Origin of the sequence: Corynebacterium tuscaniense DNF00037 (genome assembly GCF_000759055.1) — a bacterium.
Taxonomy (GTDB): Bacteria; Actinomycetota; Actinomycetes; order Mycobacteriales; family Mycobacteriaceae; genus Corynebacterium; species Corynebacterium tuscaniense.
Window position 1 is genome coordinate 1 of sequence record NZ_JRNG01000024.1, and the last position, 17,994, is coordinate 17,994.

The following is a 17,994-nucleotide window of genomic DNA, read 5'->3' on the forward strand; positions in this document are numbered from 1 at the left end:
GTTTTCGCACCGACTGCGGCCCTGCCGTTTTTTGCGCCCGCATAGTACGCTCGCCCAGGTTGGGGTTGGGTGTGAGGAGAGTTTATGAGCAACGTCGTTAAGCAACGTGCCCGCAGTGATGCCGGCAAAGCGTATGCCCTTGTTGCGCCAGCATTGGTTGTGTTGGCGATTGTTATTGGTTATCCCATCGTGCGCGCGATCTGGCTGTCGTTCCAGGCGAACCGGCACCTTGATCCGGCAACCGGTGTCTTCGTCGATGGTGGCTTCGCGGGCCTGGACAACTACCTGTATTGGATTCAGAACCGCTGCATGAGCCCCGCGGGCACCGTCGGTGATTGTCCGCCGGGCGTGCTGGCCACGGACTTCTGGCCGGCACTGGGCATCACCCTTTTCTTCACCGTGGTCACTGTCTCGTTGGAGGCAGTTCTGGGCATGGTGATGGCCCTGATCATGAACCACCCTTCCCGCGTGCGTTCCCTCGTGCGTGCGGCGGTGCTCATCCCGTGGGCGATTCCTACGGCGGTGACCGCGAAGTTGTGGCAATTCATGTTTGCGCCGAACGGCATTGTGAACTCCCTGCTTGGCCAGTCCATCGCGTGGACGACGGACCCGTGGGCGGCGCGCATCGCCGTCATCATCGCTGATGTGTGGAAGACCACGCCGTTCGTGGCGCTGCTTATTCTTGCTGGTCTGCAGATGGTGCCCAAGGATGTCTACGAGGCCGCGCGTGTCGACGGCGCGTCTGCCTGGCAGACCTTCACCCGCATCACCCTGCCGCTCATCCGCCCCACCCTCATGGTGGCTATTCTTTTCCGCACACTCGACGCGCTGCGCATGTACGACCTTCCCGTCATCATGATCTCGGGTTCCTCCAACTCCCCCACGGCCACCATCTCGCAGCTCGTCGTCGAAGACATGCGCCAGAACAACTTCAACTCAGCATCCGCCTTGTCGACGTTGATCTTCCTGCTCATCTTCACCGTCGCCTTCCTCCTCGTCCGGTTCGCCGGCGCGGATGTTGGCGGTGAGGAAACGCGGTCCCGAAGGGAACGGCGGATAGAGAAACGGAAGGCGAAAAAAGCGGCTAAGTCCGCCAAGGAAACAGTGGAGGTCGCACGATGAAGAAACGTCTTGGATCCATCGGCCACGTTCTGGGCGTGCTGTTCATCCTCGTGTGGGGTCTGGCGCCGTTCTACTGGATGCTGGTCACCGCTCTGCGCGACAAGAAGCACACTTTTGACACCACCCCGTGGCCCACGCATGTGACCATGGAGAACTTCCGCGACGCCATGGCCACGGACAAGGGCAATGACTTCTTAGGTGCGATTGGGAACTCCCTGATCATCTCCCTGATCACCACCGCGTTGGCCGTCATTGTGGGCGTGTTTACCGGCTACGCCTTGGCCCGCCTGAACTTCCGGGGCAAAGGCCTTGTCACCGGCATCATCCTGGCAGCGTCGATGTTCCCCGGCATTGCCTTGGTCACTCCGCTGTTCCAGCTTTTCGGCGATCTAGGGTGGATTGGTACCTACCGCGCCATGATCATCCCGAATATTTCCTTCGCGCTGCCGCTAACGGTGTACACGCTCATCTCTTTCCTGCGCCAGTTGCCGTGGGAGCTGGAGGAGGCCGCTCGTGTGGACGGCGCTACGCGTGGCCAAGCCTTCCGCCTCGTCCTGCTCCCCCTAGCAGCACCCGGTATTTTCACCACAGCGATCATCGCTTTCATTGCCACCTGGAACGAGTTCATGCTGGCCCGTCAGCTGTCTACCAACGCAACGGAGCCGGTGACGGTGGCTATCGCAAGGTTCTCCGGGCCCAGCGCCTTCGAGTACCCCTACGCCGCCATCATGGCTGCTGGCTCCCTGGTCACCGTGCCGCTGATCCTCATGGTGCTGGTGTTCCAGCGCCGGATCGTCTCGGGGTTAACCGCTGGTGGTGTGAAGGGATAGCCCCTCCAGGGGCTAGGCCCACCCTGCCGGGACAAATCCCAGCAAGGACACCACCGAGTAGATGAACGCGGCCACGTACACCACGATGATCGTGGCTTGTATACCCACGTGATCCACACCGCGGACCTGCCACACCGGTACTTGGTCGCCTGATTTACGGGCGCGATGCAGAAGCAGCACCGGCACGACGGACATAATCGCGCCGGCAAAACCACCCGCGTACGTGAGTGCCGAAACGAAGCCACCAAGGCCCGCCAGAGCAATGAGCAGTGGAGGCAGGACGGTGAGTGCTGTTGCCGCCACGCGCTGCCATCCATCCTCTGGCCAGTGGAAGATATCCAAAACATTGCGCATCGCGGTGAAACCGATGGCCAAAAACGAGGTGAACATGGCCAGCAGGGCAAACAAGTTGGCCATGTAGTACGCAACCGTGCCCAGTTTCTCGCCCCAGGCAATGGTGACCACTTCAGTCACATCGGTGCCAAGTAGGCCCAGTGCCGCGAAAGGAACAGCAGCCAAAGTGAAAGCGGTGATGCCCATGCCGGCGATAATCGCCTTCGGCAGTGCCTCCGGCTTCGTTTCAGCCATACCGCGGGCCATCTCCGGAACAACATACTGCGCCAAGAAGGTAAACACAGCCAGGTTCATAATCGGAATGATGAAATAGGGCTTGAGCACCCACAGGTTGGACAGTTCAATGCCGGGACCCACCATGGTCCAGGTCACCAGGGTAAAGATGATCACGGCCATGCCACTCGTAATCAGGCCTTCGGTAAAACCAGTTGCCTGGAGGCCCTTCCACATGATGTAGGAGCCCAGCGTGTAGAAGATGAGGGTGCCTGCCAGTGGTGGCAAACCAAACAGGTTATGCATCAGCTGACCGGAACCAGAGGCGTAGGCGATCAACGCACCAATGCTGTTAATCACAATGGCGGCGAAGACGAGGAAACGACCTGCTTGGCCCAGGTAGCGTTCCGCCAAGCCGGAAAGCTGGAGTGGCTCCTTTGTGCGTAGAGACACTTCCGCCACATACAGCATGGAAATGGTGGTGAGTGTTCCCGCGATTGCAAGCGCCACCACCAAAGCGAGGAACCCGCCATTGCGGGCAGCGTACGGGAGGGAAAGAATACCGGCACCGATATTGGTGCCAAAGATCAGGGCTACTCCCTGCCCAAAACCAAGTGCATGGCTAGTTGCCCGGGCGGGATCTGCATGATGGTCGCGCAACGGCGCAGGTGTTGAATCAGTCGATGACATAGGGGTGAATCTATCAACCGATAGACCGGGGCCACGCACAGAGGATCACAAACTCCGGCGGTACCCCGGCCCCCCACCCAGCTATATGCGCACGGAAGCGCAGGTAAAACTACTTATTGGCGTATGGGTCACGCACACCGATGTACTGCACTTCGGTGTATTCATCAATTCCCTCGGCACCGCCCTCGCGGCCCAAGCCGGAGTGCTTCACACCACCGAAGGGGACAGCCGCGTTGGATACGACACCGGCGTTGTAGCCAACGATGCCGAATTCCAAGCCGTCCGCCAGGCGCCACATACGGTCCGGGTCCTCTGAGAACACATAGGATGCCAGGCCGTAGGGGGTGGAGTTAGCCAGCTCAATGGCCTCATCCTCATCAGTGAATTCGTAGATGGACGCAACTGGACCGAAAATCTCCTCCTGGAAGATCCGCGAATCGGTGCTGGCACCACGCAGAACAGTCGGCTGGAAGAAGAAGCCATCGCCATCGATAGCGTTACCGCCGGTGAGGACCTCGGCACCGTTGCCCTTCGCGTCGTCGACAAGGCTTGCCACATTCTTGCGTGCCTTTTCTTCGATCAGTGGACCCACATCAACACCATCGTCCATACCGTTGCCCACGGTGAGCGCTTCCATGGCCGTGACCAGTTTCTCGGTGAACTCCTCAACAACCTCGGAGTGAATGAGGAAGCGGTTCGCAGCGGTGCAGGCCTCACCGATATTGCGCATCTTTGCGGCCATTGCGCCAGCGACTGCCTGGTCGATGTCTGCATCCTCGAACACGATGAACGGGGCGTTTCCACCCAACTCCATCGAGGTGCGCAAAACGCTGTCTGCTGCCTGCTTCATCAGGATCTTGCCCACAGCAGTGGAACCGGTGAAGGACACCTTGCGCAGGCGCGGATCAGCAATGAGCGGTTCGGAGATCGCCGCCGGGTCAGTGCCACAGACGACGTTGAGCACGCCGGCCGGCAGGCCAGCCTCAACCATGGTTTGCGCAAAATACTGGGTGGTCAGCGGGGTCAGCTCAGCTGGCTTGAGCACCATCGTGCAGCCAGCAGCGACAGCCGGGGCGACCTTGCGGGTAGCCATGGCCAGCGGGAAATTCCACGGAGTGATCAGCAAACACGGGCCAACCGGCTTACGCCGAGTGACCATGCGGATGCCACCTTCCGGCACTTCCTGAGTGTGGCCATACTGGCGGACGGTCTCTTCCGCGAACCAACGAAGGTACTCAGCCCCGTACTTCACCTCCCCACGCGCCTCCGCGAGGGGCTTGCCCATCTCCAAAGTCATGAGCGTTGCAAATTCCTCAGAACGCTCAGTGACCAGCTGGTAGGCACGAGTGAGGATCTCGCTGCGCTCGCGAGCTGACGTACGCGCCCACTCCTTTTGCACCTTCGCCGCAGCGTCCAGTGCAGCCACCGCATCATCACTGTTAGCGGAAGAAAGGGTGGCCAGCACTTCACCCGTGGCGGGGTTGCACACCTCAAACGATTCGCCACTCGATGCCTCACGCCACTGTCCACCAATAAACAGCCCAGTGGGCAGGGAATCGAGCAGCGTGGTGGTGTTCACAGAACCCTTGGTATCAGCCATGATCATGCCTTCCTTGTTCGTTGTTCTTTCTTGTGTTTTGGTGTTACTTCAACTGGTGGTCAGACCAGCTTCCTCTATAGGCAACGCTATACCTCCGAGCCATCTTCAGTGCACACGGCGCCGTCCCCCGGTTAGGGGGCATTGCGCGATGAGGATCGTTGTGCTAGCCCTCGGGCGCATCAATGCTCAGCAGGACGAGGAGCTCAGCTCGCCCCAAAGGATCGTCTAGTGGCAACCCGTAGCGCTGCTCTGCACGATCGATCCTCGCTTTGAGCGTATGTCGGTGAACGCCCAATGACTCCGCCGCGGCCCGGAACTCGCAGCCGTGGAGGAGAAAAGCCTGAACTGCCTCGAGTAACGCCGGATCATCCTCAGCCAATGGCGCCAACACTTCACGGTATCGGCGTGACAGTGCGGTTTGTACCGTCTCCTCTTCAGCCCAGTCGAGCCTCCGCGGAACATACTCGTCCACGGTTCCAGGAGGCAGGGCACGCGCGCGATCAACAAGATACGTCAGCTCATCACTGGTGAGATCCCGCCATGGTGATCTCCTCCCCGACAAAACACGTAACCGGGTGGCAAAAGAACCAAAGAGCTCACTCGCAACTTCGCCGGTCATGGGGGTGCGCGACAGGAAAACAAATCCATCGGGGGCGGTCCGCATATACGCAAGGGGTTGTTGCCCTAGCCCTAGCCCTTCGTCGAGCCTGGTCAACGCACGTGAAGAAGCGGCTTTGTTCGCAGCGACGATCGCTACCGGCACCACCATCCCATCTGCGTCGGCAGCGCCATCCAACAATCGTTCAACTGCAGGTTCCGTTGTCGGGTCCGATAGAAACAGCTCCAAAGCGGCACCACGCAGTTGTGTTTCTGCGCTGCGCAGAGCAGGAGGGTCACGCAAAACGATTTCAGCCAAACCGACGAAGTGTTTAATCGCGCTGCGCGACAGTGGCGGCAAAGCATGAGGTGAATCCACAACAGCCACGTAGTATTTCCCACCCAGTGCTCGCATGCGTTGGACAATGATCATGCGGTTCTCAGCGCGATACGCGCGACTGCGTCCTCCATCAGTGATAGCTAAACGCAAGGCTTTCAATGCGCGTTCGGTGGGCTGAGCTGGTGCGGAGGAAATAACTCGCCCGGAACTATCCCCAATGAGAACATCCGCCCCCACTGCGTTATGCGTGCGCCCGACGAGGGCATCCACTCCCCCATTCCACGCCGCACGGTTCAGTCCCTCAGCTGCCTCCAGAATCTCATTTGCCGCGGCTGCCTGTAGCCGCGCATGCTCTCCACCGACCACTTTGGAAATTAGGGCGAATGGGGTTTTACGTGGCACTTCAAATAAGGGGAGTCCAGCTGCAGCGCATGCCTTTTTCAAAGCTGGTGGTACATCGGAATGGTGAAGGCCCGTACCAAAACCAAGTGCTGCCACCTCAGCTTGACTTAACCGTTCAACATATTCACCAATCGCCTGTTCATCGAATGGATCAATGCGAAGACCGAGGGTCAAAATGACAGAGTGGGGTCTGAAGAACTCTGCAGTTTCGACGATTTCACTCGCCTGCACCGAGCCAAATTTTCCCTGCTTCAGCTCCCCGATCGGAGACAGCTGCAAAGCACGGATTCCGTAGAGCCATGCAAGGTCCAGCAGCTCAGTTGTATCGTGCCATTCAACGCTTCCACCACGTGTTTCAGCACCCACACCATCGGACATGGACACAGTGTATAAGTTGCAGATTAAATATGGACAGGGTGTCGGTTGCCTTGAGGGTGGGCTGAGGACGGATACTACTGCCATCACCACTGCCCCACATCAGGCACGGGCAGCACATCTCACCGGAAAGGAACCCGCACATGCAGGATCTTGAATACCGTCTCCCGCAGGAGCGTCGCATCAACACTGAGCTTCCTGGCCCGGCTAGTGCTGAGCTAGATAAACGTCGAAAAGCGAGCGTCGCTGCAGCCATGAACCCTGGCCTTCCTGGCTACATCGTTGACGCCGACGGCGGAGTGCTTGTCGATGCCGACGGAAACTCGTTCATCGACTTCTGCTCCGGCATCGCCGTCACCTCCGTCGGCGCCTCCAACAAGCGCGTTGTCAACGCTGTCGCTGAGGCGGCCACCCACTTCACCCACACATGCTTCATGGTGAGCCCCTACGAGAGCTACCTCCAAGTTGCAGAACTGCTCAACGAGCTCACCCCAGGTGATTTTGAGAAGCGTACTGTGCTGCTCAACTCTGGTGCTGAGGCAGTGGAAAACGCTGTGAAGATCGCTCGTTCCTACACCCGTAAGGCAGGTGTTGCCGTCTTCGATTACGCCTACCACGGCCGCACCAACCTGACCATGGCCATGACCGCGAAGAACAAGCCGTACAAGTCCTCCTTCGGCCCCTTCGCCAGCGATGTCTACCGCGCCCCAATGTCCTATCCGCTTCGCGACGGCCTGAAGGGCGAGGAAGCTGCTGAGCGCACCATCCGCTACCTCGAGCAGTACGTGGGCGCAGAGAACCTCGCTTGCGTGGTCATCGAACCGATTCAAGGCGAAGGTGGCTTCATTGAGCCTGCAGAGGGCTTCCTCCCGGCAATTGTGGACTGGTGCCGCGCTAACAACGTGGTGTTCATTGCCGACGAGATCCAGGCTGGTTTCTGCCGCTCCGGTGAATGGTTCGCTTCCAGCTTTGATGGCATCGAGCCGGATCTAGTCACCACCGCTAAGGGCATCGCCGGCGGTATGCCACTGTCTGCTGTGACTGGTCGCGCCGAGATCATGGATGCACCGATGGCCGGTGGCCTCGGCGGTACCTACGGTGGTAACCCGGTGGCTTGCGCAGCTGCTGTCGCTGCTATTGAGGAAATGAAAGAACACAATCTTGCTCTTCGCGCCAAGGAAATCGGCAAGATCATCCACGAGGAACTCGACTCGTTGACTGAGCTGGATGAGATCGCGGAGATCCGTGGCCGCGGCGCAATGATCGCCATCGAGCTCGTAACCAAGGATGGTAAGCCGAATGCGGAGCTGACGGCCAAGGTCGCTGCCGAGTGTAAGGCCGCCGGCGTACTCATCCTCACCTGTGGCCTTGACGGCAACGTCGTGCGCCTGCTTCCATCCCTGGTCATCCCGGAGGAGCTGCTGCGTGACGGCATGCGTGTTCTCGCGGAAGCAATCCGCAACAACATCTAGGGGAGCAAGAATCTATTCGAGGGCCATGCCGTCCAGAAGATTTTTCAAACCAACCTCAAAAGGTTGGTCAGCATAAGGGTTAGCGTCAGGCTGGCCCTTTTTTGCTGTTTTGTACCCACTCATCGCTTCCGCTGCTTGACGCAGCGCAGAATGTTCAGGGGAAATCGCGCAGGGATCAAAAAGCTCGGCTGGGGCTTGGACGTCCCACGCTGAGCCATAAATGAAGGATTCAAGCGCAATGATGCGTTCCATCACCTGCGCAGGCGGGCATCCAGCAGTGATGAGCGCTTGGGCAACAACCTCATACATCTCTTGAGTCCGCGGGGAAGCACCAATGGGCTGCACTGCAATAAGCGGGATCAACGGGGTGTGCCCAGCAAAAACATCGCGGTAAGAACGCGCCCAGGATTCTACTGCCGTGCGGTAGCCCGAACCTGTAGCGATGGCTTGTTCGAGCAGCCTAACATCAACAAGCTGCATCACCGCGTCCTGTATCAAATAGAGCATTTCCTCTTTGCCCGAAATGTGGTTGTAGAGGGCGCTCGGAGCCACATTGAGTCGCTTCGCAACGGCAGTCATGGTCAGCGCTTGATACCCCTTATCCGAGGTAAGGGAGAGCGCGGCTGCACCAATTTTTTCGGCGCTGACCAGAGATTCTGCGGGGCGGCCACGCCCTTTTGCCATGTGACTCTTCCTTCATTAGCAAAACAAATGTACGCTAGGTCACACCATTTAATGAATGGCGTTCATATCCGTGATGGCCGGCACCCACCGGCCCTAGAACAGGAGTAGAAGTATGAATTCTAGCGCACCAAAACATGAAATTGAGCGCGATGTTGTCATCGTCGGAGCCGGCCCAGCAGGCCTCATGGCTGCACGCACGCTGACTAAGGCCGGCAAGTCCGTCGCAGTCCTCGAGGCACGCGAGCGCGTCGGCGGTCGCACCTGGAACGGCCGTGTACGTGACGCCAACGGTGTTGATCACTTTGTTGAGCTTGGTGGCCAGTGGATCTCCCCAGACCAGACCCGCCTCATTGACCTGGTGGATGAGCTGGGCCTGAGCACCTTCCAGCGCTACCGCGAAGGCAAGTCCATCTACGTCTCCCCGGACGGTGAGCGCCACGAATACGAGGGCCCAGTCTTCCCCGCTTCCGAGTCCACACAGGCCGAGATGGACAAGCTGATCAAAATCCTCGATGACCTTGCAGCCGAGATCGGTGCCAAGGAGCCGTGGGCTCACCCGAAGGCTGCCGAGCTGGACTCTATTTCCTTCCGCCACTGGCTGGAGCAGCTCTCTGATGATGAGGAGGCGATTGACAATGTTTCCATCTACGTCGCATCCGGCATGCTGACCAAGCCGTCCTTCACCTTCTCTGCCCTGCAGGCAGTCCTCATGGCTGCTTCTGCCGGGTCCTTCTCTAACCTCGTGGACGAGGACTTCATCCTTGACCGCCGCGTCGAGGGCGGCATGATGTCTGTCTCCGAGACCATGGCCAAGGAGCTCGGTGAAGATGTCTTCCTGGGCACCCCGGTCCGCGAGATCCAGTGGGCACAGCCGGACCCGTCCACCGAGGACAGCCTGAATAACGTTAAGCCTGACGTGCGCAACGGTGTGCCGAATAACGGTAAGCCGGGCGATGTCACGGCCGTCTCCGACAAAGTGATCGTCCACGCCAAGAATGTTGTTATTGCTGTTCCACCAAATCTGTACAACCGCATCTCCTATGTCCCCGCGATGCCACGTGACTTGCACATCGCGCACCAGCACATCTCCATGGGCCTGGTGATCAAGGTTCACGCTATTTACGAAACCCCGTTCTGGCGTGAGAAGGGCCTGTCCGGCACCGGTTTCGGTGGGGGACGCCTGGTCCAGGAGATCTACGACAACACCAACCGTGGCGCCAACATTGCAGGCGGTACCGCTGGTGAGGAAGATACCTACGGCACCCTCGTCGGATTCGTTTCTGATGTGTACGCCGAGGAAATGTGGCACCTGCCGGAAGAAGAGCGCAAGCACCGCATCCTTTCCGCCATGGCGGACTACCTGGGGCCGGAGACCATGGAGCCAATCGCGTTCTACCTCTCCGATATGGCTGCTGAAGAGTGGACCCGCGGCGCGTACGCAACCAGCTACGACCTGGGTGGCCTGTCCCGCTGGGGCCACCTGCAGAACCAACCTGTTGGCCCGATCCACTTCGCTTGCTCCGACATTGCTGATGAGGGCTACCAGCACGTCGATGGCGCTGTCCGTCAGGGCGAGCGAGCTGCCAATGCCATTCTGGCTAATTACTAAGGCAGGGTGATCATGGTCCAGCCAACACAGCAGCCTGCGGACCGTGGGCCGTCGAAAATCCTGGTCGGATACCTTGCCACTCCAGCGGGCTCTGATGCTTTGAACCTTGGCATCGCCTTGGCCAGAAGCTGGGACGCGGACTTGGAGATCGTCATGGTGGTTCCGCATTCAGAGAACTACTCAGGTGCGTATCCTCGCCTCACTGCCCATGAGACGATCATTAGCCGAAAGCTCAACGCGTGGCTTGAGAATGCGTTGGCTAAAGTCCCCGAGGGGATTACGGCCACCGGCCGTGTCGTCTCCGGTGTGGACGAAGCTAATTCACTGCACCGCACCGCCAAGGAACTGGGTTGCGACTTGATTATTTTGGGCACCCGCGGTGGTGGCCTGTTGCGTCGCTTCAGCATTGGGGTTTCGGCGAATGCTCTTTTGCACTCATCAACCATTCCGATTGCGCTTGCGCCGCCACGCTACCAAGCGCCTGAACGGATCAGCCGGGTGTCGTGCATGTTCGGCACCCTGGCTGGCTCACGCCAGTTGATTTCCACGGCGATTCGCACCGCACAGTACACCGACAGCGAACTGCGCTTGATCTCGTTCCACACCGATGAGGATACGGGAGCTATGCCGCACGAGATCGCTGAGACGGTATTGGAAAGCCTCGAAGCTAACGCCAACGAATATCTTGCAGAACAGGCAAAACACCTCGTTGATGAAGGTTTAGCCACCACCGAAATTGTCACCGGCACATCTGTCGCTGAGGCTGCGGCCGAACTTGAGTGGCGTGAGGACGAAATCCTGCTCGCGGGATCGTCCCGGCTTGCCACCGCTGGCCGTATGTTCATGGGGCCACGCGCCGCTAAAGTGCTACGGAGTCTTCCGATTCCGCTACTTGTCACCCCTTCACAAAGCCCGAAGGATGACGATGAGGAGGGGCAGCATGAGTAAACGCAAAGTGGCAAATGAGCTGGCACACCAGCCGTCGCAAAGCGAAAAAGGGCTCATCGCTGGGCGCGTCGGACTTCTTGGAGCCGTCGTCATTGGCGTGAGCTGCATCGCCCCGTCCTACACCTTGACCTCGGGGCTCGGCCCCACGATTTCTGAGGTCGGCGACCACGTCCCGGCGATCCTCCTGCTCGGCTTCTTCCCCATGTTGCTCGTCGCCTTCGCGTACCGCGAGCTGAACAACCGTGTTCCGGATTCCGGTACCTCGTTCACCTGGGCAACCAAGGCTTTTGGCCCGTGGGTCGGCTGGATGGGTGGCTGGGGCCTGATCACAGCAACCATCCTGGTGTTGTCGAATCTAGCTGCCGTGGCCGTGGATTTTTTCTACATCCTGCTGGCACAGCTCACCGGCAATAGTGCATTCGCGGACCTCACCCGCAATCTGTGGGTGAACATCCCAACCACCATCGTGTTCCTAGCCGTCGCCGCCTACATTTCCTACCGCGGCCTCGAATCCACAGAGAAGCTCCAATACTTCCTCGTCGCTCTGCAGCTGTTCACCCTCGTACTCTTCGGCGGAATGGCACTGTGGAATGCGTACCACGGTGGCGGATACGACTTTCACCCGGTAGAAGCTGACTGGTTTAACCCGCTGACGATTGGTGATTTTTCCACTGTCGCCGCAGGAATCTCCCTATCGATCTTCATGTTCTGGGGCTGGGATGTCACCCTAACCATGAATGAGGAAACCAAGGACCCAGAGCGCACCCCGGGGCGGGCAGCCACACTCACCGTGCTGGTGGTCATCACCGTGTACATCCTCACCGCCGTCGCTGTCGTTGCGTGGGCCGGTACTGGTGATACCGGTCTCGGTGCCGGCAACCCGGAGAACCAAGAATCCATTTTCGCGGCACTCGCCGGCCCCGTGATGGGCCCGTGGGCCATCCTCATGTCCATATCAGTTCTGGCGAGTTCTTTCGCCTCACTGCAGTCCACCATCGTCGGCCCGGCGCGCACGCTGCTGGCCATGGGGTACTACAAGGCCCTGCCGGCGGTTTTCGCACACATTAGCCCGAAGTTCCGCACCCCTGGTGTGGCCACCGTGGCTTCTGCCGTTGCCGCCGGTGGTTTTTATGCAGTAACCAGGATCGCCTCCGAGAATGCGCTGTGGGACACCATTACTGCGCTGGGTTTGATGATCTGCTTTTACTACGGCATCACCGCATTTGCCTGCGTGTGGTTCTTCCGTAAGGAGATCACCGACTCTGTCCGCGGTTTCTTCTTCCGGTTCCTGTTTCCATTGATCGGCGGAACGATGCTGTTGACCATGTTCTTCATCACCGCATTTGATTCCATCGACCCGTCCTACGGCTCTGGGTCTTCGATCTTTGGTGTCGGCACGGTCTTTGTCCTCGGCATGGGCATTCTGCTCCTCGGGGTAGTACTCATGCTGTTCACACGACTGCGCCATCCGGAGTTCTTCCGTAGCGAGATTCTGCCACGAGTCACAGCCGAGGAGGATGATACGAATACTGTTTTGACAGTCTAAACATCTGCTTTCCTGTGGCAACATCTCTACACTGGCAGCCACGGGCAAAGGCAGACCACACAATGTGACCCATACTGACCCCAATACGGGACCCGCACTGGGTTCCCCAAACAAAGGAGACATCATGGCTGAGAAAGATCTGTCCTACCGAGTAGAAAACCCGGCGACCGGTGAAATCACCGCGACGTACCCTGGCGCCACCGATGATGAGATCCAGCAGGTTCTCGCCGCCTCGGAGAAAAGCTTCAAGGAGTGGGCCGCCCTCGATATCGCCGAGCGGAAGAAATACGTGCTGCGTGTCGCTGAGCTTTTCGACGAACGCAAGGACGACCTGGTTGACATCATCGGCCGCGAAATGGGCAAGTCCCGCCCCCACGCCATTGACGAGGTAGAGCTGTCCGCCAATATCTTCCGCTACTACGCCAACAACGGTGAAGAGTTCGCTGCTGACCGCAAGATCGAAAGCTACAACGGCGGCACCGCCGTCATCCGCCATCTCCCACTGGGTGCGCTGGTGGGCATCATGCCGTGGAACTTCCCGTACTACCAGGTCGCTCGCTTTGCTGCGCCGAACCTGATGAACGGCAACACCATCATTTTGAAGCATGCTGAGATCTGCCCCGAGTCCTCTGCCGCTATCCAGAAAATCTTCGATGATGCGGGTGTGCCGGCTGGCGTATACCAGAACGTGTACGCCTCCCACGACCAGATCACCACGATGATTGAGGACCCGCGTGTGCAGGGTGTTTCTCTCACCGGTTCGGAGCGTGCCGGCGCAGCCGTCGGCGCAACTGCCGGCAAGAACCTGAAGAAGGCAGTTCTGGAGCTCGGCGGTAATGATGCCTACGTACTCTTGGACTCTGATGATGTGAAGGCTGCCGCAGAGCTGGCGTGGGAAGTCCGCATGTACAACATGGGCCAAGTCTGCAATGGCAACAAGCGCATGATCATCATGGATGACATCTATGACGAGTTCGTGGGTGAGCTGGTGAAGTTGGCGGAAAAGGCCACGCTGGGAACACCGGAAGAAGCCGGCCAAAACGACGTTTATTCCCCGCTGTCCTCCCGCGATGCCGCTGAGCGCCTGGACGAGCAAGTCACTCGCGCTGTCCAGGAAGGTGCAACCCTGCTGGCTGGTGGTGGCCTGGGTGAGAACGCCTACTACGCTCCCGCAGTGCTCACCGATATGGACACCAAGAACTCGGTGTTCTACGAAGAGCTCTTCGGTCCGATCGCCCTGGTGTTCAAGGTCTCCTCTGATGAGGAGGCACTGAAGCTGGCCAACGACACCCAGTACGGTCTCGGTGGCGCGGTCTTTTCCAAGGACAAGGATCGTGCTCGCGCCATCGCTCGTCAGCTGGAGGTTGGTATGTCCAACGTGAACACTCCGGCCGGCGAAGGTGAGGAGATTCCTTTCGGTGGTGTGAAGCGCTCTGGTTTCGGCCGCGAGCTTGGTCCGCTGGGCATGGATGAGTTTGTGAACAAGCAGCTGTATTTCGAAGCGGATTAATCTCGCCCTCCCGCAGCACTGCATAAGACCAGGACGTGCTACCGGCTCCGGTGAGTTGGTAGCACGAGCCCTGAAAGAATCACCTCTCCCACGTACCGTGGGTCGTGGTCGGCACTGTCGGCCAGAAGAATCACACGGTACGAAAAGGAGAGCAATATGCCAACGAAAGCTATCGACGGCAAGGTCGCCCTTGTCACCGGAGCAGCACGCGGTATTGGCCAGGCAATCGCCCTGCGTCTTGCACAGGACGGCGCGGACGTAGCGGTCCTCGACTTGAAGGAAGACAACTGCGCCGACACCGTTTCCCAGATTGAAAAGCTTGGCCGCAAGGCAATCGCGATCGGGGCCGATGTGTCTAAGCGTGACCAGGTTTACGCCGCCATCGACCACACTGAAAGAGAACTGGGTGGCTTTGACATCATCGTGAACAATGCTGGTATTGCGCAGGTCCAGCCGATTGATGAGATCACAGATGAAGAGCTGGACGCTATGTTCAACGTGAACATCAAGAGCGTTGTGTGGGGCATCCAGGCTGCAGCCGCCAAGTTCAAGGAGCGCGGCCACGGTGGCAAGATCATCAACGCCTCCTCCATCGCTGGCCATGACGGCTTCCCGGTGCTGGGCGCTTACTCCGCCTCCAAGTTCGCGGTGCGCGCGCTGACCCAGGTTGCTGCACGTGAATACGCCAGCGACGGCATTACCGTCAACGCGTACTGCCCGGGCATCGTCGGCACCGACATGTGGGTAGACATTGACCGCCGCTTCCACGAGCTGACTGGCGCCGAGCTCGGCTCCACCTACGAGAAGAACGTGGAGAGCATCGCCCTTGGCCGCGCACAGACCCCAGAGGATGTGGCTAACCTTGTGTCCTTCCTCGCCTCGGAAGATTCGGACTACATCACCGGCCAGGCCATCCTGACCGACGGTGGCATGGTCTACCGCTAAACCCCGCCCAACTCCCCGCTACCACCTCGCTGGAGTTGGTAGCGTGGGGCCATGGAATTCAAAGATATGCTCGCTCCCCCGCCGGTTCACCTGCCAGAGGACCCGGCGCAGGGGAGCGATGTGCTTGATAACGCCACCGCCATCGCTCACCCGGACTCCCCCGCTGTCTGGGCTGCCCGGGCCGAGCACGAGCTAGCCGATGGTGACCCGATCGTTGCCTACGCCTACGCCCGCACCGGCTACCACCGTTCGCTTGACCGCCTCCGTGCGAACGGGTGGAAAGGCTGGGGCCCAGTCCCCGCGTCACACGAGCCGAACCAGGCAGTGCTCAAAGCTATCGCCATGCTGGCCCTGGCATCCAAGAAGATCGGAGATGAAGCCGAATACGAGCGCTGCCGCCAAATGCTGTCGGACGCGGACCCGGCTAGCGTCGAGCAGTTCCTCGACTAGACAGCAAACCGCGCCGGCTCGGGCTACGAGGGGGCGCGGTTTTCGTCGATAAGCGGGGATGAGCAGGCGCTTATGCGTTCTTCTCCTCGACGCGCTTGATGGCCTCCTCGGCAATCATTTCCTGGATACCCATGTCCAGCTCGGAGGTGAAGCCGACGCAGGAGCAGTTGATCTCGCCGAGAACGTAGGTGTCCTCTCCGGTCTCATCGTCGTCCGCGAGCATGAAGTCAGCGGTCCAGATCAACGGAATGTTGTCGCCACCGAGGTTCTCGGCGATGACGGGGCGGGCCTCCGCGAACATGTCCACGAGCTCCTGCCACTCCTCCGGCTTCTGGTAGGTGTACTGCGCACCGGAGAACAGGGTTGCGGAGAATGCATCGCCGCCCTCGGCCGGCTTCTTGTGCACCACGAAAACCGGGTGCGGGCCGACCAGCAGAATCCGGATCTCACCCTCGACAATGCGTGGCATGAAGCGCATGTCCACGAGCATGCCGTTGTCGCCCACGATGTACTGGTCACAGAAGTCCATGAACTCGCCGAGCTCGCGGTCCTCGGTGTGGTTGTCCACGGCCTCGGTGCACTTGAGCTTGGTGTCCAGCGGCAGGGCGGTGCCGGGCTCGACGGAGGCAGCCAGGGCTTCGTCGGCCAGGCGGACGCGCCAGATTCCGGAACCGGTGGAACCGCGGTTCTGCTTGAGCACACGCTCACCGTAGGACAGGGAGGTCGGGAACGTGTTGTGGAAGGACTCGACGTCGTAGTACGCGGCGGTATCCTCCGGCACCAGGGAGGTCTTGTTCAGCTTCACCAGGGCATCCTTAGCACCGTAGGAGACCATCTCCTCCGGGGTGGACATGCCTACAAGACCGGCCTCGGACAAGCGGGTGAGCAGGTCGAAGTAGCCTTTCTCGCCTCCCGGGATGTTGCCCGGGTTCACGCGGGAGATGTAGCCGTCGAAGTTGTTGGACACATACTCGAAGATTGCGTCAGACCACTCGGGGCGGAAGAACACAACCTCTGCGTTCCAGCCCTTGTCCTTGATGGCGTTGACAATGGGCATGGTGTCCTTGCGGTGCCCATCGAAGTACTTGTCAGAACCACCCTCGACCTCGAAGACGACGATTGCCTTGTGCACAGTGAATCCCTTTCAGTAGTGCTCAGTATTTTGGATTAAACCCACTTTTGAGATTAAGGCCTAACCGGCTTTCCTGCCCTCACGGGTAGCGGTTTAGTAATTAACCTCACAGCCGGGATACGCCACATAATCCACCTTCGGGGGTAGCCCTTCACATGTATGGTGGCTAGTGACTGTAAGCACGCCACTGGGAGGACACTCGCATGGGAATCGAATTCGATCCGTTTGCCCAATTCCAGGATTTCGCACACCCGGAAAAATTCGTGTCGGCTTCCTGGCTGTCGGCCCGCCTGGGCACGGATGGTCTCCGCGTGGTGGAGTCGGACGAGGACGCGTTCCTCTACGATATCGGCCACATCCCTGGTGCGGTGCGCATTGACTGGCACCGGGACCTCAATGATCAGACGGTGCGGGACTTCATCGACGGTGAAGCCTTTGCCAAGCTCATGGATTCTAAGGGTATCGGCCGCGATGACACCGTGGTCATCTACGGTGACCGCAACAACTGGTGGGCTGCCTACACCGCCTGGGTGTTTGAGCTTTTCGGCCACCCGGATGTGCGCCTCCTCGACGGTGGGCGTGACGCGTGGATGGGCGAGGAACGCGACACATCCTACGCCGTCCCGGATTACCCGTCCCGTAACTACCCGGTGGTGGAGCGTCAGGATAAGCCACGGCGCGCATTCGTCGATGATGTTCGCTCGCGCACCAAGAAGCACCTGCTTATCGACGCTCGCGGGCCCGAGTTCTACGCCGGCGTCGAGCACCTCACCCAAACGGACCCCAACTGCTCCTCCCCCGTCCAGCGTCACGGCCACATCCCGGGCGCGGTGAATCACCCGTGGGGGGCGTCGGTGTATCCGAATGGGCGGGTGAAGGATCGGGCGTCGATAGCTGAGGCTTATGCCCACACCTTGAGCACCGTGGACACGGACAATCCGTCTGTCATCGCGTACTGCAGTGCCGGGCAGTCTGCCGCACACACGTGCTTTATCCTTCGCAACGTGCTCGGCATCGAAGATGTGGCACTGTATGACGGCTCCTGGGTGGAATGGGGCAACATGGTCCGCATGCCCATTGAAAGGGAATTGGACTAGGCCCCGGCTCGTCACTGCGGGCTGTAATTCTTCGGACCTTGCGTGCGATACCTCTTATGTGGGCAGCAGTGCTCTACC

The 17,994-nt window shown here is 59.4% G+C and carries 15 protein-coding genes; 10 read left to right on the forward strand and 5 right to left on the reverse strand.

Annotated elements, in window-relative coordinates; translation table 11 throughout:
* The first annotated feature begins 84 nt into the window (after positions 1–84).
* Together HMPREF2129_RS06695 and HMPREF2129_RS06700 are read left to right on the forward strand one after the other, a co-directional pair.
* On the forward strand, positions 85–1,122 hold the full coding sequence (locus HMPREF2129_RS06695; RefSeq protein ID WP_034664585.1) for a carbohydrate ABC transporter permease: 1,038 nt from the start codon (positions 85–87) through the stop codon (positions 1,120–1,122).
* The gene (locus HMPREF2129_RS06700) at positions 1,119–1,952 is read left to right on the forward strand and encodes a carbohydrate ABC transporter permease (RefSeq protein ID WP_034664587.1); all 834 of its coding nucleotides are present in this window, start codon (positions 1,119–1,121) and stop codon (positions 1,950–1,952) included. Before HMPREF2129_RS06695 ends, HMPREF2129_RS06700 begins: the two co-directional genes overlap by 4 nt.
* 12 nt (positions 1,953–1,964) lie before the next feature.
* On the opposite strand, the gene HMPREF2129_RS06705 is transcribed toward HMPREF2129_RS06700, so the two are convergent.
* From HMPREF2129_RS06705 to HMPREF2129_RS06715, 3 genes are all read right to left on the reverse strand, one after another.
* Positions 1,965–3,209, reverse strand: coding sequence for an aromatic amino acid transport family protein (locus tag HMPREF2129_RS06705; RefSeq protein ID WP_034664589.1), 1,245 nt, complete (start codon positions 3,207–3,209; stop codon positions 1,965–1,967).
* Positions 3,210–3,318: 109 nt separating this feature from the next.
* A complete protein-coding gene (locus HMPREF2129_RS06710; RefSeq protein WP_408605836.1) occupies positions 3,319–4,809 on the reverse strand; it encodes an NAD-dependent succinate-semialdehyde dehydrogenase in 1,491 nt (496 codons plus the stop codon).
* 163 nt (positions 4,810–4,972) lie between these two features.
* The gene (locus HMPREF2129_RS06715; protein ID WP_034664593.1) at positions 4,973–6,526 is read right to left on the reverse strand and encodes a PucR family transcriptional regulator; all 1,554 of its coding nucleotides are present in this window, start codon (positions 6,524–6,526) and stop codon (positions 4,973–4,975) included.
* A gap of 140 nt (positions 6,527–6,666) precedes the next feature.
* Between HMPREF2129_RS06715 and gabT the strand changes: the two genes are divergently transcribed.
* Complete coding sequence (gene gabT, locus HMPREF2129_RS06720) at positions 6,667–7,995, forward strand: 4-aminobutyrate--2-oxoglutarate transaminase (RefSeq protein ID WP_034664596.1); 1,329 nt, start codon at positions 6,667–6,669, stop codon at positions 7,993–7,995.
* A gap of 12 nt (positions 7,996–8,007) precedes the next feature.
* On the opposite strand, the gene HMPREF2129_RS06725 is transcribed toward gabT, so the two are convergent.
* Complete coding sequence (locus tag HMPREF2129_RS06725) at positions 8,008–8,679, reverse strand: TetR/AcrR family transcriptional regulator (RefSeq protein WP_034664597.1); 672 nt, start codon at positions 8,677–8,679, stop codon at positions 8,008–8,010.
* 112 nt (positions 8,680–8,791) lie between these two features.
* On the opposite strand from HMPREF2129_RS06725, the gene HMPREF2129_RS06730 reads away from it, so the two are divergent.
* From HMPREF2129_RS06730 to HMPREF2129_RS06755, 6 genes are all read left to right on the forward strand, one after another.
* The gene (locus HMPREF2129_RS06730) at positions 8,792–10,288 is read left to right on the forward strand and encodes a flavin monoamine oxidase family protein (RefSeq protein ID WP_034664600.1); all 1,497 of its coding nucleotides are present in this window, start codon (positions 8,792–8,794) and stop codon (positions 10,286–10,288) included.
* A gap of 12 nt (positions 10,289–10,300) precedes the next feature.
* On the forward strand, positions 10,301–11,236 hold the full coding sequence (locus HMPREF2129_RS06735; RefSeq protein WP_052092924.1) for a universal stress protein: 936 nt from the start codon (positions 10,301–10,303) through the stop codon (positions 11,234–11,236).
* Complete coding sequence (locus tag HMPREF2129_RS06740) at positions 11,229–12,782, forward strand: APC family permease (RefSeq protein WP_052092926.1); 1,554 nt, start codon at positions 11,229–11,231, stop codon at positions 12,780–12,782. Before HMPREF2129_RS06735 ends, HMPREF2129_RS06740 begins: the two co-directional genes overlap by 8 nt.
* A gap of 124 nt (positions 12,783–12,906) precedes the next feature.
* On the forward strand, positions 12,907–14,292 hold the full coding sequence (locus tag HMPREF2129_RS06745; protein WP_034664601.1) for an NAD-dependent succinate-semialdehyde dehydrogenase: 1,386 nt from the start codon (positions 12,907–12,909) through the stop codon (positions 14,290–14,292).
* A 156-nt stretch (positions 14,293–14,448) separates the two neighbouring features.
* Positions 14,449–15,237 (forward strand): acetoin reductase, encoded by a 789-nt coding sequence (locus tag HMPREF2129_RS06750; protein WP_034664604.1) that lies wholly within the window; start codon positions 14,449–14,451, stop codon positions 15,235–15,237.
* Positions 15,238–15,288: 51 nt separating this feature from the next.
* Entirely contained in the window at positions 15,289–15,687 is a 399-nt protein-coding gene (locus tag HMPREF2129_RS06755) for a DUF3151 domain-containing protein (protein ID WP_034664607.1), read from the forward strand.
* Between the two features lie 70 nt (positions 15,688–15,757).
* Here HMPREF2129_RS06755 and HMPREF2129_RS06760 read toward each other — a convergent pair whose 3' ends face one another.
* Complete coding sequence (locus HMPREF2129_RS06760; RefSeq protein ID WP_034664609.1) at positions 15,758–16,819, reverse strand: Cj0069 family protein; 1,062 nt, start codon at positions 16,817–16,819, stop codon at positions 15,758–15,760.
* 203 nt (positions 16,820–17,022) lie between these two features.
* On the opposite strand from HMPREF2129_RS06760, the gene HMPREF2129_RS06765 reads away from it, so the two are divergent.
* A complete protein-coding gene (locus tag HMPREF2129_RS06765; RefSeq protein WP_034664611.1) occupies positions 17,023–17,916 on the forward strand; it encodes a sulfurtransferase in 894 nt (297 codons plus the stop codon).
* Positions 17,917–17,994: the final 78 nt, after the last annotated feature.